The 16,155-nt window shown below is 62.1% G+C and carries 26 protein-coding genes; 1 reads left to right on the top strand and 25 read right to left on the bottom strand.

Annotated features, from left to right (window positions below):
• Nucleotides 1–36: 36 nt before the first annotated feature.
• The 24 genes from AC3A4Z_RS04695 to rpsJ all read right to left on the bottom strand — a co-directional run bounded on the left by AC3A4Z_RS04695 (nt 37) and on the right by rpsJ (nt 14,134).
• The gene (locus AC3A4Z_RS04695; RefSeq protein ID WP_498710401.1) at nt 37–984 is read right to left on the bottom strand and encodes a P1 family peptidase; all 948 of its coding nucleotides are present in this window, start codon (nt 982–984) and stop codon (nt 37–39) included.
• A 22-nt stretch (nt 985–1,006) separates the two neighbouring features.
• Nucleotides 1,007–1,834 (bottom strand): type I methionyl aminopeptidase, encoded by an 828-nt coding sequence (gene map, locus AC3A4Z_RS04690; RefSeq protein ID WP_498710399.1) that lies wholly within the window; start codon nt 1,832–1,834, stop codon nt 1,007–1,009.
• Between the two features lie 69 nt (nt 1,835–1,903).
• Nucleotides 1,904–2,473, bottom strand: a complete 570-nt coding sequence (locus AC3A4Z_RS04685; RefSeq protein ID WP_498710398.1) for an adenylate kinase — start codon at nt 2,471–2,473, stop codon at nt 1,904–1,906.
• Between the two features lie 5 nt (nt 2,474–2,478).
• Nucleotides 2,479–3,789, bottom strand: a complete 1,311-nt coding sequence (gene secY / locus AC3A4Z_RS04680; RefSeq protein ID WP_498710397.1) for a preprotein translocase subunit SecY — start codon at nt 3,787–3,789, stop codon at nt 2,479–2,481.
• A gap of 215 nt (nt 3,790–4,004) precedes the next feature.
• The gene (gene rplO / locus AC3A4Z_RS04675) at nt 4,005–4,496 is read right to left on the bottom strand and encodes a 50S ribosomal protein L15 (protein ID WP_142057503.1); all 492 of its coding nucleotides are present in this window, start codon (nt 4,494–4,496) and stop codon (nt 4,005–4,007) included.
• Nucleotides 4,497–4,498: 2 nt separating this feature from the next.
• The gene (rpmD, locus tag AC3A4Z_RS04670; protein WP_050054322.1) at nt 4,499–4,705 is read right to left on the bottom strand and encodes a 50S ribosomal protein L30; all 207 of its coding nucleotides are present in this window, start codon (nt 4,703–4,705) and stop codon (nt 4,499–4,501) included.
• A gap of 2 nt (nt 4,706–4,707) precedes the next feature.
• A complete protein-coding gene (rpsE, locus tag AC3A4Z_RS04665; protein ID WP_050054321.1) occupies nt 4,708–5,430 on the bottom strand; it encodes a 30S ribosomal protein S5 in 723 nt (240 codons plus the stop codon).
• Entirely contained in the window at nt 5,427–5,810 is a 384-nt protein-coding gene (gene rplR / locus AC3A4Z_RS04660; protein WP_079596676.1) for a 50S ribosomal protein L18, read from the bottom strand. Before rplR ends, rpsE begins: the two co-directional genes overlap by 4 nt.
• A gap of 2 nt (nt 5,811–5,812) precedes the next feature.
• On the bottom strand, nt 5,813–6,349 hold the full coding sequence (gene rplF / locus AC3A4Z_RS04655; RefSeq protein ID WP_050054319.1) for a 50S ribosomal protein L6: 537 nt from the start codon (nt 6,347–6,349) through the stop codon (nt 5,813–5,815).
• 18 nt (nt 6,350–6,367) lie between these two features.
• Nucleotides 6,368–6,766 carry a 30S ribosomal protein S8 gene (gene rpsH, locus AC3A4Z_RS04650; RefSeq protein ID WP_050054318.1) on the bottom strand — a complete coding sequence of 133 codons (399 nt, stop codon included), beginning with the start codon at nt 6,764–6,766 and terminating at the stop codon, nt 6,368–6,370.
• An 86-nt stretch (nt 6,767–6,852) separates the two neighbouring features.
• Nucleotides 6,853–7,434 (bottom strand): 50S ribosomal protein L5, encoded by a 582-nt coding sequence (gene rplE, locus AC3A4Z_RS04645; RefSeq protein WP_050054317.1) that lies wholly within the window; start codon nt 7,432–7,434, stop codon nt 6,853–6,855.
• On the bottom strand, nt 7,434–7,796 hold the full coding sequence (gene rplX, locus AC3A4Z_RS04640) for a 50S ribosomal protein L24 (protein ID WP_013601824.1): 363 nt from the start codon (nt 7,794–7,796) through the stop codon (nt 7,434–7,436). Before rplX ends, rplE begins: the two co-directional genes overlap by 1 nt.
• Before the next feature lie 3 nt (nt 7,797–7,799).
• On the bottom strand, nt 7,800–8,168 hold the full coding sequence (gene rplN / locus AC3A4Z_RS04635) for a 50S ribosomal protein L14 (protein WP_009358299.1): 369 nt from the start codon (nt 8,166–8,168) through the stop codon (nt 7,800–7,802).
• A 610-nt stretch (nt 8,169–8,778) separates the two neighbouring features.
• Complete coding sequence (rpsQ, locus tag AC3A4Z_RS04630; RefSeq protein WP_091415064.1) at nt 8,779–9,084, bottom strand: 30S ribosomal protein S17; 306 nt, start codon at nt 9,082–9,084, stop codon at nt 8,779–8,781.
• Nucleotides 9,081–9,410, bottom strand: coding sequence for a 50S ribosomal protein L29 (gene rpmC / locus AC3A4Z_RS04625; RefSeq protein WP_018760452.1), 330 nt, complete (start codon nt 9,408–9,410; stop codon nt 9,081–9,083). The genes rpsQ and rpmC overlap by 4 nt, the downstream gene beginning before the upstream one ends.
• A 2-nt stretch (nt 9,411–9,412) precedes the next feature.
• The gene (gene rplP, locus AC3A4Z_RS04620) at nt 9,413–9,829 is read right to left on the bottom strand and encodes a 50S ribosomal protein L16 (RefSeq protein WP_050054315.1); all 417 of its coding nucleotides are present in this window, start codon (nt 9,827–9,829) and stop codon (nt 9,413–9,415) included.
• Complete coding sequence (rpsC, locus tag AC3A4Z_RS04615) at nt 9,830–10,660, bottom strand: 30S ribosomal protein S3 (RefSeq protein WP_050054314.1); 831 nt, start codon at nt 10,658–10,660, stop codon at nt 9,830–9,832.
• Nucleotides 10,661–11,026 carry a 50S ribosomal protein L22 gene (gene rplV, locus AC3A4Z_RS04610; protein ID WP_009358304.1) on the bottom strand — a complete coding sequence of 122 codons (366 nt, stop codon included), beginning with the start codon at nt 11,024–11,026 and terminating at the stop codon, nt 10,661–10,663.
• A 38-nt stretch (nt 11,027–11,064) separates the two neighbouring features.
• Nucleotides 11,065–11,346 (bottom strand): 30S ribosomal protein S19, encoded by a 282-nt coding sequence (gene rpsS / locus AC3A4Z_RS04605; RefSeq protein ID WP_003803803.1) that lies wholly within the window; start codon nt 11,344–11,346, stop codon nt 11,065–11,067.
• A 12-nt stretch (nt 11,347–11,358) separates the two neighbouring features.
• Complete coding sequence (rplB, locus tag AC3A4Z_RS04600; RefSeq protein ID WP_493973414.1) at nt 11,359–12,198, bottom strand: 50S ribosomal protein L2; 840 nt, start codon at nt 12,196–12,198, stop codon at nt 11,359–11,361.
• A gap of 29 nt (nt 12,199–12,227) precedes the next feature.
• Complete coding sequence (gene rplW, locus AC3A4Z_RS04595) at nt 12,228–12,533, bottom strand: 50S ribosomal protein L23 (protein WP_011692807.1); 306 nt, start codon at nt 12,531–12,533, stop codon at nt 12,228–12,230.
• Nucleotides 12,530–13,153 carry a 50S ribosomal protein L4 gene (rplD, locus tag AC3A4Z_RS04590; protein WP_498710392.1) on the bottom strand — a complete coding sequence of 208 codons (624 nt, stop codon included), beginning with the start codon at nt 13,151–13,153 and terminating at the stop codon, nt 12,530–12,532. The genes rplW and rplD overlap by 4 nt, the downstream gene beginning before the upstream one ends.
• A gap of 4 nt (nt 13,154–13,157) precedes the next feature.
• Complete coding sequence (gene rplC, locus AC3A4Z_RS04585) at nt 13,158–13,808, bottom strand: 50S ribosomal protein L3 (RefSeq protein ID WP_013601833.1); 651 nt, start codon at nt 13,806–13,808, stop codon at nt 13,158–13,160.
• Between the two features lie 17 nt (nt 13,809–13,825).
• Nucleotides 13,826–14,134, bottom strand: coding sequence for a 30S ribosomal protein S10 (gene rpsJ, locus AC3A4Z_RS04580; RefSeq protein ID WP_043119398.1), 309 nt, complete (start codon nt 14,132–14,134; stop codon nt 13,826–13,828).
• Nucleotides 14,135–14,518: 384 nt separating this feature from the next.
• Between rpsJ and AC3A4Z_RS04575 the strand changes: the two genes are divergently transcribed.
• Nucleotides 14,519–15,955 carry a GH1 family beta-glucosidase gene (locus AC3A4Z_RS04575; RefSeq protein WP_498710391.1) on the top strand — a complete coding sequence of 479 codons (1,437 nt, stop codon included), beginning with the start codon at nt 14,519–14,521 and terminating at the stop codon, nt 15,953–15,955.
• A 13-nt stretch (nt 15,956–15,968) separates the two neighbouring features.
• Here the strand turns inward: AC3A4Z_RS04575 and AC3A4Z_RS04570 are convergent, their stop codons facing one another.
• Nucleotides 15,969–16,094 carry a hypothetical protein gene (locus tag AC3A4Z_RS04570; protein WP_255470686.1) on the bottom strand — a complete coding sequence of 42 codons (126 nt, stop codon included), beginning with the start codon at nt 16,092–16,094 and terminating at the stop codon, nt 15,969–15,971.
• Nucleotides 16,095–16,155: the final 61 nt, after the last annotated feature.

The raw sequence follows: 16,155 nt of genomic DNA, 5'->3' as shown, positions 1-16,155 counted from the left end.
CTGTCTGGCCGCAAAAGTTAAATCGGCAATAGTAACCTACTCGGCACCGTACACACCATAATCACCGGCTGAAGTGCTCACGGCCGCGGCGCTGGCCACCCCATCCAGGATGGCCAGGCGTACGACGGCGGCTGCCGCACTCTGCAATGTAATGAGGCTGACCTGCCGGGCAGCTTCGTTACTGCGGTCAAGTGCCACAGCCTGGGTGGACAGGCAGAAGACCGTGTCCCCATCCGCCAACGTGTGGGAAGGATTCAGTGCCCGCGCAATCCCGGCATGCGAGGCAGAAGCAGTCCGCTTGCACTCGGCAGCATCAAGAACGGCATTGGTAGCGACGACGACAAGGGTCGTATTAAAAGGCGGCGCTTGGGCCGCCGCCGGCTTTGCGGCCGCGTCACCGCCGACGTGGGTCGTCCCAAAGGGCAATCCCAGCGCGTTGACTACCACCAGGGCACCGACAACGACACCGTTCTCAAGGGTGACCGAGGCGGTACCCACGCCGCCTTTATACCTCCGGGCGATGACTGCTCCGGTGCCGGCGCCTACGTTGCCGCGTCCGACGCCGTGCCCGTCCTTCTCAGCGGCAGCGGCGGCGGTTGCAGCGTAGCCCATGTCCGGCGTCGGACGCGCTGAAAAGTCACCGCCGCGGCCGAGGTCGAAGATGGCGGCTGCCGGGACGATCGGTACCACTCCCCCGGGAACAGCGAAGCCCCGGTTGTTCTCCTCGCACCAGCGCTGGGCGCCGGCAGCCGAGGCGAGGCCGTACGCGCTGCCGCCGGTGAGGACCACGGCGTCCACGACGCTGACCAGGGTAGTGGGATCCAGGGCGTCGGTCTCGTGGGTGGCCGGTCCGCCACCCTGGACATCCACCGATCCCACGGTGCCCGGCGGCGGCAGGACCACCGTCACCCCGCTCAGCCAGCCGTCGCCGTTCTTCTGTACGTGGCCAACCCGGATCCCGGGCACATCGGTGATCGCTCCCATGGCACCCATTGTTCCGTGGAACCTACGGGATGGGCACCGGGGTGACGCCGAGAGGCACCAGGTGCTCCGCGCCGCCGTCGGGCGCTGAGAGGACCCAGATGCCCTTCTCGTGGACGGCCACTGAGTGCTCCCACTGGCAGGAGCGGGCGCCGTCGGTGGTGATGACCGTCCAGTCGTCCTCCAGGACCGCAGTTTCAATGCCGCCGCGGACCAGCATGGGCTCGATCGCCAGGCAGAGGCCCGGGCGGATCTTGGGGCCGCGGTGGCTGGTGCGGTAGTTCAGGACGTCCGGTGCCATGTGCATTTCGGAGCCGATGCCGTGGCCAACGTAGTCCTCGAGGATCCCCAGTGGTTTGCCGGGGACGGACGAGACGTAGTCGTCGATGGCGGCGCCGATATCGCCTACGTGCTTGCCGGTGGCCAGTGTCGCGATCCCCCGCCACAGGGCAGCGTGGGTGACGTCGGAAAGGCGCTTGTCCTCGGGGTCGGGCGTGCCCACAATGACTGTCCGGGCCGAGTCGGAGTGCCAGCCGTTCACGATGGCGCCGCCGTCGATCGAGATGATGTCGCCGTCGTTCAGGACGCGGCTGCCGGGGATGCCGTGGACCACTTCCTCGTTGACGGAGGTGCAGATGGTGGCCGGGAACCCGTGGTAGCCGAGGAAGTTGGACTTCGCGCCTGCCTCGTTCAAAACAGCGGCGAAGACGTCATCCAGGTGCTTGGTAGTGACGCCGGGAACGGCGGCTGCCACTGCGGCATCCAAGGCACGGCTCAGGACCAGTCCTGCCTCGTGCATGGTGCGCATCTGGGCGTTGGTCTTGTATTCGATGCGGGGCTGGCCGAAGGCCATGGTGTTTCCTTTCAAATGGCTGAGGCTCCTCCCGTGTACCGGGAGGAGCCTCGGAAAAGCTTGCCTGGATCAGGCGGCCTGTGCGGCCTTTATGGCCTGCATGACACGGTCCGTTACCTCGTCGATGGGGCCGATGCCGTCCACCTGGGTGAGGATGCCGCGCTCGGCATACTTGGCCACCACGGCTTCGGTCTGCTCGTGGTAGAGGTCAAGGCGGTGGCGGATGACGGCTTCGTTGTCGTCGCTCCGGCCCGTTTCCTTGGCCCGGCCGAGCAGCCGGTGGACCAGCTCCTCGTCGTCGGCAGTGAGCTGCAGGACGACGTCGAGCTTCTCTTCGCCCTTGGCCAGGATCTCATCGAGGTAGTCAACCTGCGCGGTGGTGCGCGGGTAACCGTCGAGCAGGAAGCCGTTTTCGACGTCGGGCTCGCTCAGGCGGTCACGCACCATCTTGTTGGTGACGCTGTCCGGAACGAAGTCCCCGTTGTCCATGTACTTCTTGGCCTCGATGCCAAGCGGGGTCTCGCCCTTTACATTGGCGCGGAAGATATCGCCGGTGGAGATGGCCACAACGCCAAGGCGCTCTGAAATCCGCTCCGCCTGCGTTCCTTTTCCGGAACCGGGAGGTCCAATAATCAGCATTCTCGTCATCGCAAAAGCCCTTCGTAGTGACGTTGTTGTAGCTGCGCATCAATCTGCTTGACGGTCTCCAGGCCAACGCCCACCATGATCAGGATCGAGGTGCCACCGAACGGGAAGTTCTGGTTTGCGTTGATCAGTACCAGTGCCACCAGCGGAATCAGCGCCACGAAGCCCAGGTAAAGGGCACCGGGCAGCGTGATCCGGGAAAGCACATACTGCAGGTAGTCAGCGGTCGGTTTACCGGCGCGGATACCTGGAATGAAGCCGCCGTACTTCTTCATGTTGTCCGAGACCTCTTCAGGGTTGAAGGTGATCGCGACGTAGAAGTAGGTAAAGAACACGATCAGGGCGAAATAGATCGCCATGTAGATCGGGTGGTCACCGCGGGTCAGGTTGTTGTTGATCCATTCGACCCACGGCTGGAACTGCTCGCCCGGCTTTGGCTGATTGAACTGGGAGATCAGTCCAGGCAGGTAAAGCATCGAGGAAGCAAAAATTACGGGGATAACGCCGGCCATGTTGACCTTGATGGGGATGTACGTGCTGGTACCCCCCACGGTGCGGCGGCCGATCATCCGCTTGGCATACTGCACCGGGATACGGCGCTGGGACTGCTCAACGAAGACCACCAGGGCAACCGTCAGCAGGCCCACGCCCAGGACGATGAAGAACGTTCCCGGGCCCTGCGACGTCCAGATGGCACCCAGCGAAGTGGGGAACTGCGCTGCGATCGAGGTGAAGATGAGCAGGGACATGCCGTTACCCACGCCCTTCTCGGTGACGAGCTCGCCCATCCACATGATCAGGCCGGTGCCGGCCGTCAGGGTGATGATGATCAGGATGGTGGTGATCACGCTGTCATCGGGGATGATCGGCAGGTTACAGCCGGGAAGCAGCTGGCCGGACCGCGCCAGGGACACCAGTGTGGTGGCGTTGAGCAGGCCCAGGGCGATTGTGAGGTAGCGGGTGTACTGGGTCAGCTTCGACTGCCCGGCCGCGCCCTCTTCGTAGAGCTCCTGGAACCGGGGAATTACCACCCGGAGCAGCTGGACGATGATGCTGGCCGTAATGTACGGCATAATGCCCAGCGCGAAGATGGACACCTGGAGCAACGCACCGCCGCTGAACAGGTTAACGAGCTGGTACAGGCCGCCTGCGGTCTGACCGTTCTGCAAGCATTGCTGGACATTCTGGTAGTTCACACCGGGCGAGGGAATGAAGGCACCCAAGCGGAAGATGGTGATGATTCCCAGCGTGAACAACAACTTGCGTCGCAGATCAGGCGTGCGAAAGGCCCGGCCAAATGCGCTAAGCAAGCGTCCTCCTGGTGGTGTGGATAAGAGTGTGTGATGGGGATCTAAGAATCCCAACAACCGAGTCTAACGGTTGGATGCGCCATGCGAACAATCCGGGGAAGCCCGCGTGCGCCCGGTGGCGGGAAAAACACGTCCGACGGATGTGAAAAACTCCCGGTACCGGGGCCTGGGCCCCGGTACCGGGAGTTCAACAACGGGCTTGGCGCCCACCGGCTCTAGAGAGCGGTGGTGCTTCCGCCTGCTGCAGCGATCTTTTCAGCAGCGCTGGCCGAGAATGCGTGGGCGGTGACGTCTACCTTGACGGTGATGTCGCCGGTGCCCAGCACCTTGACGGGCTGGTTCTTGCGAACGGCACCCTTTTCGACCAGGTTCTCGACGGTGACAGAGCCACCTTCCGGGAACAGCTCGTTGAGCTTGTCCAGGTTCACAACCTGGAACTCAACGCGGAACGGGTTCTTGAAGCCGCGCAGCTTGGGCAGGCGCATGTGCAGCGGCAGCTGGCCGCCGGCAAAGCCAGCCTTTACCTGGTAACGGGCTGCAGTACCCTTGGTACCGCGACCAGCGGTCTTACCCTTGGATGCTTCACCACGACCAACACGGGTCTTGGCGGTCTTTGCACCCGGGGCGGGACGCAGGTGGTGAACCTTCAGAGCGTTCTGCTTCTCAGCAGCGGCGTCCTGAGCCTTTGCAGGAGTGTTCTCTGCCATTGTTACTTCGCCTCCTCTACCTGAACCAGGTGCGGAACCGTGTTGAGCATTCCAACGGTCACGGCGTCGGCGGTGCGGACAACGGTGTGTCCGATCCGCTTCAGGCCGAGGGACCGCAGGGTGTCGCGCTGGTTCTGCTTGCCGCCAATGGCGGACTTGATCTGAGTGATCTCCAACTGTGCGTCGGAGGGGACCAGGTTCTTAGCCATGACTACGCACCTGCCTTCGGAGCCAGGAGGGCCTTCACCAGTGCCGCCGGAGCGATCTCGTCGAGGGGCAGGCCGCGGCGTGCTGCCACTGCTGCCGGCTCTTCGAGGCGCTTGAGGGCATCAACGGTCGCGTGAACGATGTTGATGGCGTTGGAGGAACCGAGCGACTTGGAGAGGATGTCGTGGATGCCCACGCACTCCAGTACTGCACGGACCGGGCCACCGGCGATAACACCGGTACCGGCGGAAGCCGGGCGCAGCATAACAACGCCTGCGGCGGCCTCACCCTGAACGCGGTGCGGGATGGTGTTGCCAACGCGGGGAACGCGGAAGAAGGACTTCTTGGCCTCTTCTACGCCCTTCGCGATTGCGGCAGGAACTTCCTTAGCCTTGCCGTAGCCAACGCCGACCATGCCGTTGCCGTCACCGACGACGACCAGGGCGGTGAAGCTGAAGCGACGACCACCCTTGACCACCTTGGAGACGCGGTTGATGGTGACAACGCGCTCTACGAACTGGCTCTTCTCGGCTTCGCGGCCGCCGTCGCGGCCACCACGGCCACCACGTTCGCCGCGGCCCTGGCCACGGTCGCCACGCTCGCCGCGACGAGCGCCGCCACGGCGGTCGTCGGCAGCTGCGGGGGCAGTGGTCTCAGCGGCAGCTACGGCTTCAGTAGCCTTCTGATCTGCAGACACAGTGTCCTTTTCCTTGTTTGCTTCCGTCACAGTGACAGCCCACCTTCACGTGCACCGTCAGCGACGGCGGCGATCCGGCCGTGGTACTTGTTACCACCGCGGTCGAAGACAACAGCTTCGATACCGGCAGCCTTGGCACGCTCTGCGACGAGTTCGCCAACGCGCTTGGCCTTGGCGGTCTTGTCGCCGTCGAATGCACGAAGGTCGGCTTCCAGAGTGGAGGCGCTCGCTACGGTCAGGCCCTTGGTGTCATCGACAACCTGGACGAATACGTGGCGTGCGGAACGGTTGACGACCAGACGAGGACGTACAGCCGTACCGGAGATGCGCTTACGGATACGAAGCTGGCGGCGGCTGCGCGAAGCAGACTTGCTCTTGTTCGTACGCTTCTTGTTAATTGAGATGGCCATGGTTACTTACCAGCCTTTCCGACCTTGCGGCGGATGACTTCGCCGGCGTAACGGATGCCCTTGCCCTTGTAGGGGTCCGGCTTCCGCAGCTTGCGAATGTTGGCAGCAACCTCGCCGACCTGCTGCTTGTTGATACCTGAAACAGAGAGCTTGGTCGGGGTCTCAACTGCAAAGGTGATGCCCTCCGGTGCGGAGACATTGACCGGGTGGCTGAAACCGAGAGCGAACTCAAGGTCAGATCCCTTGGCCTGAACGCGGTAACCGGTACCGACGATTTCAAGCTTCTTCTCGTAGCCCTTGGTAACGCCCTCGATCATGTTGGAGATCAGGGTGCGGGTCAGGCCGTGGAGTGAACGGGAGGCGCGCTCGTCGTTCGGGCGGGCGACAGTCAGGGTGTCTGCATCCAGGGTGACCTCGATCGGGCTGGCCACAGTGTGGTTCAGCTCTCCCTTGGATCCCTTGACGCTGACGACAGAGCCGTCAACCTTGACCTCAACGCCGGCAGGAACGGTGATGGGGAGACGTCCAATACGTGACATTATTCTCTTCCTTTCCCGTTACCAGACGTAAGCGAGGACTTCGCCGCCCACGCCCTTCTTGCCGGCCTGCTTGTCAGTCAGGAGGCCGGAAGAGGTGGACAGGATTGCGACACCCAGGCCACCCAGCACGTGCGGCAGGTTGGTGGACTTTGCGTAAACGCGCAGACCGGGCTTGGAAATACGGCGAACACCAGCGATTGAACGCTCGCGGTTCGGTCCGAACTTGAGCTCGATGGTCAGCTTCTTGCCAACCTCAGCGTCTTCTTCCTTCCAGCCGGCGATGAAGCCTTCTGCCTTGAGGATGTCAGCAACGCGTGCCTTGAGCTTGCTGTACGGCATGGACACGGAATCGTGGTATGCCGAGTTTGCATTGCGCAGACGCGTAAGCATGTCTGCGACAGGATCTGTCATTGTCATTGTGGGCTCTTGCCCTTCCTCATAACGGTTTCCGCGGTATCGCTTCGTTGCCGAAGCCGTACCGCCGGACCTTTTACGTAGTTAGATTAGTCTTCGGCCTTGAACGGGAAACCAAGCGCCTTGAGCAGCGCGCGGCCTTCGTCATCGGTCTTTGCAGTGGTAACAACCGTGATATCCATACCGCGGGTGCGGTCGATCTTGTCCTGGTCGATTTCGTGGAACATAACCTGCTCGGTCAGACCGAAGGTGTAGTTTCCGTTACCGTCGAACTGCTTGCCGGAGAGACCACGGAAGTCCCTGATGCGGGGCAGTGCGAGGGTGACCAGGCGGTCCAGGAATTCCCACATGCGGTCGCCACGCAGGGTAGCGTGTGCACCGATGGGCATGCCTTCGCGCAGCTTGAACTGTGCGATCGACTTGCGGGCCTTGGTTACCTGCGGCTTCTGGCCGGTGATCTGGGTGAGGTCGCGGACAGCGCCGTCGATCAGCTTGGAGTCCTTGGCGGCATCTCCAACACCCATGTTCACAACGACCTTCACCAGGCGGGGAACCTGGTTGACGTTTTCGTACTTGAATTCCTCAATGAGCGTGCTCTTGATGGATTCGGCGTACTTGGTCTTCAGACGAGGAACGATCTTCGTTGCCGGAGTCTCGAGAGTCTCAGTCATTAGATGTCCTTCCCTGAGCTCTTGGCCACGCGGATGCGCACTTCGCGCTGCTTGCCGTTGCGCTCAACGGTTTCAGTGCGGAAGCCGACGCGGGTGGGCTTCTTGGTGGAGGGGTCTACCAGAGCCACGTTGGAGATGTGGATCGGAGCTTCAACAACCTCGATGCCACCGGTCTTGGTGCCGCGCTGCGACTGACCGACCTTGGTGTGCTTGGTGACGCGGTTGATACCTTCAACCAGCACGCGGTTGGTGTCGGTGAACACGCGCAGGACCTTGCCCTGCTTGCCGCGGTCGCCGCCGCGCTCAGCCTTGGCGCCAGTGATGACCTGAACGAGGTCACCCTTCTTGATCTTTGCAGCCATGGACTAGAGCACCTCCGGAGCCAGAGAAACGATCTTCATGAACTTCTTGTCACGGAGTTCACGACCAACCGGTCCGAAGATACGGGTACCGCGGGGGTCACCGTCGCCCTTCAGGATCACAGCTGCGTTCTCGTCAAACTTGATGTAGGAACCATCCGCACGGCGGCGTTCCTTCTTGGTACGGACGATGACTGCCTTGACAACATCGCCCTTCTTTACGTTGCCGCCCGGGATTGCGTCCTTGACGGTGGCGACAATGACGTCACCGATGCCTGCGTAGCGACGGCCGGATCCACCGAGAACGCGAATGGTAAGGATTTCCTTAGCACCCGTGTTGTCGGCGACCTTGAGTCGCGACTCCTGCTGAATCACTATTTACTCCTTGCGTCGCGCCGGTTCTCAGACCGAAAATCTTCCTACGGAATGAGCCTTGCGGAACGGTTGATCGGGGTGTCTCTTGACCTGCCTGGATTTTGCCAGACCAGGCCTAAACGCCCGTGCCAGAAGCAGTTGCCTCCATCCGGTCCAGGACAGGTCCTGGGCGCAAGGGGGCACTATGCCGTGGCACGCTTGTTTACGAGTTTGATGACGGCGCGCGGAAGGCGCCATACAAACTCAATATCCTAGCACGTTTTCTGCCCATCCCCATATCACCGCTTGGGGCTCCCCCGCAAGACGGACGACGGCGTCACTGCACTGAAGTCTCCTGGCCCACCTTCGGTGCCACTCCCCCGGAAAGACGCGCCCCCGCCGTCGTCCGCCAGTACCGAACGCGCCCCATCACTTCCCGCACCATGGCACGCTCTCTCACTTAATGTGCCCTTTCTGCAGACGCTCTCTCACTTTCCTAAAAGAAGTGAGAGAGCGTCGGCCGGAAACACGCATTAAGTGAGAGAGCGTCTGAAGGGGGACGACGGCGGGACTGCTTAAACGAGGAAGCCCCCGCTCCGAGGAGCAGGGGCTTCCGGCTAAGCAGCAGCTGCTACTTGGCCTTCTCGAGGATTTCCACGAGCCGCCAGTTTTTGGTGGCGGACAGCGGACGGGTCTCGGCGATGACAACGAGGTCGCCGATGCCGGCGGTGTTCTCTTCGTCGTGTGCCTTGACCTTGGAGGTACGGCGGATGACCTTGCCGTACAGCGCGTGCTTCACGCGGTCTTCAACCTGGACAACGATGGTCTTTTCCATCTTGTCCGAGACCACGTAGCCACGACGCGTCTTGCGGTAACCGCGCTGCTCAGCCGTGGCTGCGGTAGCAGTTTCCGTCACGTTCTGGTCCTTTTCACTCACTTGGCATCCTCCTCGGTCTCAACCGTTTCAGCCTTCTCGGCCTTCTTGGTTGCAGCCTTCTTGGACTTCTTCTCTTCTTTGGCTTCCACAACAGGTGCGGCAACCTCAGCACGAATGCCCAGCTCGCGCTCACGGAGAACGGTGTAGATGCGGGCGATGTCCTTCTTTACCGCGCGCAGCCGACCGTGGTTCTCCAGCTGTCCGGTGGCGGACTGGAAACGCAGGTTGAACAGCTCTTCCTTGGCCTTGCGGAGTTCTTCAACGAGACGCTCGTTGTCGAAACCGTCCAGCTGTGCGGGAGCCAGATCCTTGGATCCTACTGCCATTTCTATTCACCACCTTCGCGACGCAGAATGCGTGCCTTCAACGGGAGCTTGTGGATTGCCAGGCGCAGTGCCTCGCGTGCTACCGATTCTTCGACGCCGGAGATCTCGAAGAGAACCCGGCCCGGCTTGACGTTTGCGACCCACCATTCCGGTGAACCCTTACCGGAACCCATGCGGGTTTCGGCAGGCTTCTTGGTGAGGGGACGGTCCGGGTAAATGTTGATCCAGACCTTACCGCCACGCTTGATGTGGCGGGTCATCGCGATACGGGCGGATTCGATCTGACGGTTGGTGACGTATGCCGGGCTCAGGGCCTGGATGCCGTACTCACCGAAAGTGACCTTAGTGCCGCCCGTGGCAGCGCCGGAACGACCCGGGTGGTGCTGCTTACGGTGCTTGACTCGACGTGGGATAAGCATTTAAGCCTGTCCTCCTTCTGCTGCGGGAGCAGCAGCTTCAGCTGCCGGAGCCTCTGCAGCAGGAGCTGCTTCAGCGGCCGGACGGTCGTTGCGACGGCGGCGGTCACCACGGTCAGCGCCACCCGGACGGCCCGGACGGTCGCCGGAGCGTCCGCGGGACGGGGCGGAAGCGGCCTGCTGGGCCAGTTCCTTGGCGGTGACGTCACCCTTGTAGATCCAGACCTTCACACCGATGCGGCCGAAGGTGGTCTTGGCTTCGTAGAAGCCGTAGTCGATGTTCGCGCGGAGGGTGTGCAGGGGCACACGGCCTTCGCGGTAGAACTCCGAGCGGGACATTTCAGCGCCACCCAGTCGACCCGAGCAGGCGATACGGATGCCCTTGGCACCGGCACGCTGCGCGGACTGCATGGCCTTCTTCATGGCGCGGCGGAATGCCACACGTGAAGTCAGCTGCTCAGCAACGCCCTGGGCAACAAGCTGTGCTTCCATCTCGGGGTTCTTGACCTCGAGGATGTTCAGCTGGACCTGCTTGCCGGTGAGCTTTTCGAGCTCGCCGCGGATGCGGTCTGCTTCTGCTCCACGGCGGCCGATGACGATGCCCGGGCGGGCCGTGTGGATGTCCACGCGGACACGGTCACGGGTGCGCTCGATCTCGACCTTGGCGATGCCGGCGCGCTCCATGCCCGTGGACATGAGCTGGCGGATGCGGATGTCTTCGCGAACGAAGTCCTTGTACCGCTGGCCTGCCTTGGTGCTGTCAGCGAACCAGTGCGATACGTGATCGGTGGTGATGCCGAGTCGGAACCCGTGCGGGTTTACTTTCTGTCCCACTTAGCGAGCCTCCTCTTTCTCCGGGGTAGCGACTACCACGGTGATGTGGCTGGTGCGCTTCTTGATCTGAAATGCACGACCCTGGGCACGCGGCTGGAACCGCTTCATGGTCGGGCCTTCATCAACAAACGCTTCGCTGATGATGAGGTCGCCTTCGTCAAACGCCACGCCGTCGCGGTCCGCGAGGACCCGGGCGTTGGAGATTGCCGACTGAACTACCTTGAATACCGGCTCCGAAGCTGCCTGGGGGGCAAACTTCAGAATTGCCAGAGCCTCATTCGCTTGCAAACCACGAACAAGGTTGACGACGCGCCGGGCCTTCATAGGCGTTACGCGGATGTGGCGCGCAATTGCCTTGGCTTCCATTGCTTTCCTTCTCTCGTCTTTGACGTAAGTGCAGGCGCCTAGCGGCGCTTGCCCTTACGGTCGTCCTTGACATGGCCGCGGAATGTCCGCGTGGGAGCGAATTCGCCGAGCTTGTGCCCGACCATCGACTCAGTGACAAACACCGGGATGTGCTTGCGTCCGTCGTGTACGGCGATCGTGTGCCCGAGCATGTCGGGGATGATCATCGAACGGCGGGACCAGGTCTTGATGACGTTCTTGGTGCCCTTTTCGTTTTCCCTGGCTACCTTCACAAAGAGGTGCTGGTCAACGAAAGGACCTTTTTTCAGGCTGCGTGGCATGTGTCCAGGCTCCTATCGCTTGTTCTTGCCAGTACGACGGCGACGAACAATAAGCTTGTCGCTCTCTTTGTTGGGGCGGCGCGTGCGGCCTTCACGCTGACCGTTCGGGTTGACGGGGTTACGTCCACCGGACGTCTTACCCTCACCACCACCGTGCGGGTGGTCAACCGGGTTCATGGCGACACCACGGACGGTCGGGCGGACGCCCTTCCAGCGCATACGGCCGGCCTTGCCCCAGTTGATGTTCGACTGCTCGGCGTTGCCGACCTCGCCGACGGTTGCGCGGCAGCGCACGTCAACGTTGCGGATTTCACCGGAGGGCAGACGCAGCTGGGCGAAGCGGCCTTCCTTGGCGACGAGCTGGATGGATGCGCCTGCGGAGCGGCCCATCTTGGCACCGCCGCCGGGACGCAGTTCCACCGCGTGAACAACGGTACCCACGGGGATGTTGCGCAGGGGCAGGTTGTTGCCAGGCTTGATGTCAGCGTTGGCGCCGGCCTCTACGAAGTCACCCTGGGACAGCTTGTTCGGGGCGATGATGTAACGCTTGGTGCCATCAACGTAGTGCAGGAGGGCGATGCGAGCCGTACGGTTCGGATCGTACTCAATTTCAGCAACGCGGGCGTCAACGCCGTCCTTGTCGTGGCGACGGAAGTCGATCAGACGGTACTGGCGCTTGTGTCCGCCACCCTTGTGACGGGTGGTGATCTTACCGGTGTTGTTACGGCCGCCCTTTTTGGGCAGTGGACGTACCAACGACTTTTCCGGCGTCGACCGCGTAATTTCGATGAAGTCCGCTACGCTCGAGCCACGACGGCCCGGGGTAGTCGGCTTGTATTTACGGATTCCCATAATTTATTTCCTCGTTAAAGTGGTCTCCGCTACGCGAGCGGACCGCCGAAGATGTCGATAGTGCCTTCTTTGAGGGTGACAATCGCACGCTTGGTGTTCTTGCGGGTACCCCATCCGAATTTGGTGCGCTTGCGCTTACCGGCACGGTTGATGGTGTTGATCGATTCGACCTTGACGGAGAAAATCTTCTCCACGGCCAGCTTGATCTCGGTCTTGTTCGAACGGGGGTCCACCAGGAAGGTGTACTTGCCCTCGTCGATCAGGCCGTAGCTCTTTTCCGACACGACGGGTGCAAGCACGACGTCGCGGGGATCCTTGATGGTGGCTGCACTCACTTGGCATCCTCCTCGTTCTTTGCCACTGCCTTGCCGGCAACGAATGCTTCGTAGGCAGCCTTGGTGAAGACAACGTCATCAGACACGAGAACGTCGTAGGTGTTCAGCTGGTCTGCGTACAGAACGTGAACACCGGCGAGGTTGCGCACGGACAGTGCAGCAACATCGTTGGCGCGCTCGATGACGACCAGCAGGTTCTTGCGGTCGGACACGCCGCGCAGCGTTGCCAGTGCGGTCTTGGCCGACGGCTTGTCGCCATCAACCAGTTCGGCGACAACGTGGATGCGGCCGTTGCGTGCCCGGTCAGACAGTGCGCCGCGCAGTGCAGCAGCAATCATCTTCTTGGGGGTGCGCTGGCTGTAGTCACGCGGGGTGGGACCGTGGACAACGCCACCGCCGGTCATGTGCGGAGCACGGATGGAACCCTGACGGGCGCGGCCGGTGCCCTTCTGCTTGAACGGCTTGCGTCCTGCACCGGAAACTTCAGCGCGGGTCTTGGTCTTGTGGGTACCCTGGCGAGCAGCAGCAAGCTGAGCAACGACAACCTGGTGCAGCAGCGGCACGTTGGTCTGAACGTCGAAGATTTCTGCAGGCAGGTCAACCTGGACAGTGTTAGCCATTGAACTAGGCTCCCTTCACGGCGGTGCGTACGAGGACGACCTGGCCGCGGGCGCCGGGAACGGCACCCTTGATAAGGAGCAGCGACTTCTCGACGTCAACCGCGTGGACCGTCAGGTTCAGCGTGGTGTGACGAACGGCGCCCATGCGGCCGGCCATTTTCATGCCCTTGAAGACGCGGCTCGGGGTGGATGCGCCACCGATTGAACCGGGCTTACGGTGGTTCTTGTGGGCACCGTGGGAAGCTCCAACGCCGTGGAAGCCGTGACGCTTCATAACACCGGCGAAGCCCTTACCCTTGGTGGTGCCGATGACGTCGATCTTCTGGCCGGCTTCGAAGACCTCTACGGAGAGCTCCTGGCCCAGCTCGTACTCAGCAGCATCTGCGGTACGGAGTTCGACGACGTGGCGGCGAGGCGTGACGCCTGCCTTTTCAAAGTGACCAGCCAGCGGCTTGGTGACCTTGCGGGGATCGATCTGGCCGTAGCCGATCTGAACGGCTACGTAGCCATCAGCTTCTGCGTTGCGCAGCTGGGTGATGACGTTCGAATCTGCCTGGACCACAGTGACGGGGATGAGCTTGTTGTTCTCGTCCCAGACCTGGGTCATGCCGAGCTTCGTGCCCAGCAGGCCCTTTACGTTACGGGTTGCGGTCATAGTCTCTCAGCACCTCCCTACAGCTTGATTTCGATGTTCACGTCAGCCGGCAGGTCGAGACGCATGAGCGAGTCAACAGCCTTCGGCGTGGGATCGATGATGTCGATAAGACGCTTGTGCGTGCGCATTTCGAAGTGCTCGCGGCTGTCCTTGTACTTGTGCGGAGAGCGGATCACGCAGTACACGTTCTTCTCCGTCGGCAGCGGCACGGGGCCCACTACCGTTGCGCCTGCGCGCGTGACCGTCTCAACGATCTTCCGTGCTGAAGTGTCAATGACCTCGTGGTCGTATGACTTCAGCCGGATGCGGATTTTTTGTCCCGCCATGTCGCCTGACTCTCTTTCAGTAAATGCTGCTCTGTTTACTTACGTGTTGTATGGCTGCCGAAGCATTTGAAGTCGTAACTACCACCCGCCGCACAAACTGAATCCGGATGAATCCGGGTTCCTCACCTTGCCGGCGCAACCGACCCCCGCGGTCGGGCGTGTCGCGCTTGGCACGCATACAAATCCGCAATTCCATGGGGGTGGGTTATGTTTGGTCTTCCACTTGGACCCTGGCACCCGGCATTATCCGGATCGGGACACGAAGAAGCGCTTGAACAACTCATCTAGTATGCCGGAATTTGGCTCCAGAAGCGAATTGGGCCCTTCCGGGCGGCCTCGGGCGGGATCATTGCCAACGGCTACGCCGGAACGGATGATAGGGGCATGACGCTGGAGAGCACTGAATCCGTGACCGAACTGGCCAGCCGCATGCCGCCGTCGTTCACCCTGGGGGTTGCCGCGGCTGCCTTCCAGATCGAAGGAGCCCTTACCGCAGGAGGCCGGGGACCGTCCGGCTGGGACGCGTTCGCGGAGAAGCCGGGGGCCATCATGGACGGACACTCCCCCGCCGTGGCCTGCGACCACTATAACCGCCTGCCGGAGGACATCGCCCTGCTGCAGGAGCTGGGCGTGGACTCCTACCGCTTTTCCCTGTCCTGGCCGAGGATCCAGCCGGAGGGCCGGGGAAGGTTCAACGCGGAAGGGCTGGATTTCTACGACCGGCTCATCGACCAGCTCCTTGAGGCCGGGATCTCCCCCATGGCCACCCTCTATCACTGGGACACTCCCCTGCCCCTGGAACACCGCGGCGGCTGGATGAACCGCGAAACAGCCGAGCGCTTCGGTGACTACGCGGCCGCCGCAGGGGAACGCTACGGGGACCGCGTGGCCCAGTGGGTCACGCTCAATGAACCGGTCTCCGTCACGTTGAACGGCTACGCGCTGGGAGTCCATGCCCCGGGCCACACCCTGATGTTTGACGCCCTTCCGTCCATCCACCACCAGCTCCTTGCCCACGGGCTCGGGGCGCAGGCCCTCCGTGCTGCCGGGGTCAAGGGGGATGTGGGTGTCACCAACCTGCATTCACCGATCCGGCCCGCCTCAGGGAAGCCCGGGGACAGGTTGGTGGCACGGATGTACGACCTGCTGATGAACAGGATCTATGCCGACCCCGTACTGCTGGGCCGTTACCCCAGCCTTCCGCTGTACGCCCGGCCGTGGCTGCGCTCCATCGGCCGGATCTCCGAAACCGACCTGCGGACCATCCACCAGCCGCTGGACTTCTACGGGCTCAATTACTACTTCCCGGTGAAGGTGGCGCTCGGCCGCGGGGTAACCCCTATTCCGGCGAACACGCATAAGGCCGTAGCCCGGCTGCCCTTCCATGAAGTGGGATATCCCGAATACAGCAGCACAGGGTTCGGCTGGCCGGTGGCACCCGAGCACCTGGGCGTCCTGCTAAAGGAACTGCACGACCGGTACGGGGAGGCGCTGCCGCCGGTATACATCACGGAAGGCGGAGCGAGCTTCCCCGAACCTGAACAGGTGTCCGGCCCCCTCCAGGATGAGGAGCGGGTGAACTACATTTCGTCGCACCTGAGGGCCGCGCTGGACGCAACGTCCCCCGGCGGCCCGGCGTCAGGCGTGGACCTGCGGGGATACTACGTGTGGACCCTGATGGACAATTTCGAATGGGCTGCGGGGTACTCGCAGCGGTTCGGCCTGGTCCATGTGGACTTCGAGACGCTTGAGCGGACGCCCAAGCAGTCGTTCTACTGGTACCAGGAACTGAGCAAGGCGCGGCGGGCACTACAAGGATAGCCGCCGCGCCCTTCTACTGGTTCTTGTTCGCCCGGTTGATCCGCTTTGCGCGGTCAATCTCGTGGCGGAAGTGCTTTTTGGCCCAGAACACGCCGGCCACCACCGCAACCGCGATGATCAGGAAGATAAGCCATCCCATGGTGAACTCCTTTCGGTCCAGCAACCTTATCAGGGGCCGCTTAACGCAAAAACAGCCCCGC

The organism is Arthrobacter sp. Soil_C_49 (assembly GCF_057656635.1).
The sequence above is the reverse complement of the archived record's forward strand: the minus strand, read 5'-3'. Positions and strand labels throughout refer to the sequence as shown.

What these genes read in the sequence shown, in the direction of transcription:
- rplV (WP_009358304.1), bottom strand. Translation starts at nt 11,026, where the DNA reads ATGGAAGCCAAGGCAATTGCGCGCCACATCCGCGTAACGCCTATGAAG.
- AC3A4Z_RS04695 (WP_498710401.1), bottom strand. Translation starts at nt 984, where the DNA reads ATGGGAGCGATCACCGATGTGCCCGGGATCCGGGTTGGCCACGTACAG.
- AC3A4Z_RS04575 (WP_498710391.1), top strand. Translation starts at nt 14,519, where the DNA reads ATGACGCTGGAGAGCACTGAATCCGTGACCGAACTGGCCAGCCGCATG.
- rplX (WP_013601824.1), bottom strand. Translation starts at nt 7,796, where the DNA reads ATGGCTGCAAAGATCAAGAAGGGTGACCTCGTTCAGGTCATCACTGGC.
- AC3A4Z_RS04570 (WP_255470686.1), bottom strand. Translation starts at nt 16,094, where the DNA reads ATGGGATGGCTTATCTTCCTGATCATCGCGGTTGCGGTGGTGGCCGGC.
- map (WP_498710399.1), bottom strand. Translation starts at nt 1,834, where the DNA reads ATGGCCTTCGGCCAGCCCCGCATCGAATACAAGACCAACGCCCAGATG.
- rplO (WP_142057503.1), bottom strand. Translation starts at nt 4,496, where the DNA reads ATGGCAGAGAACACTCCTGCAAAGGCTCAGGACGCCGCTGCTGAGAAG.
- rpmD (WP_050054322.1), bottom strand. Translation starts at nt 4,705, where the DNA reads ATGGCTAAGAACCTGGTCCCCTCCGACGCACAGTTGGAGATCACTCAG.
- rplP (WP_050054315.1), bottom strand. Translation starts at nt 9,829, where the DNA reads ATGCTTATCCCACGTCGAGTCAAGCACCGTAAGCAGCACCACCCGGGT.
- rplB (WP_493973414.1), bottom strand. Translation starts at nt 12,198, where the DNA reads ATGGGAATCCGTAAATACAAGCCGACTACCCCGGGCCGTCGTGGCTCG.
- rpmC (WP_018760452.1), bottom strand. Translation starts at nt 9,410, where the DNA reads ATGGCAGTAGGATCCAAGGATCTGGCTCCCGCACAGCTGGACGGTTTC.
- rpsH (WP_050054318.1), bottom strand. Translation starts at nt 6,766, where the DNA reads ATGACAATGACAGATCCTGTCGCAGACATGCTTACGCGTCTGCGCAAT.
- rpsS (WP_003803803.1), bottom strand. Translation starts at nt 11,346, where the DNA reads ATGCCACGCAGCCTGAAAAAAGGTCCTTTCGTTGACCAGCACCTCTTT.
- rpsJ (WP_043119398.1), bottom strand. Translation starts at nt 14,134, where the DNA reads ATGGCGGGACAAAAAATCCGCATCCGGCTGAAGTCATACGACCACGAG.
- rplD (WP_498710392.1), bottom strand. Translation starts at nt 13,153, where the DNA reads ATGGCTAACACTGTCCAGGTTGACCTGCCTGCAGAAATCTTCGACGTT.
- rplC (WP_013601833.1), bottom strand. Translation starts at nt 13,808, where the DNA reads ATGACCGCAACCCGTAACGTAAAGGGCCTGCTGGGCACGAAGCTCGGC.
- rplR (WP_079596676.1), bottom strand. Translation starts at nt 5,810, where the DNA reads ATGGCCATCTCAATTAACAAGAAGCGTACGAACAAGAGCAAGTCTGCT.
- rplE (WP_050054317.1), bottom strand. Translation starts at nt 7,434, where the DNA reads ATGACTGAGACTCTCGAGACTCCGGCAACGAAGATCGTTCCTCGTCTG.
- AC3A4Z_RS04685 (WP_498710398.1), bottom strand. Translation starts at nt 2,473, where the DNA reads ATGCTGATTATTGGACCTCCCGGTTCCGGAAAAGGAACGCAGGCGGAG.
- rplF (WP_050054319.1), bottom strand. Translation starts at nt 6,349, where the DNA reads ATGTCACGTATTGGACGTCTCCCCATCACCGTTCCTGCCGGCGTTGAG.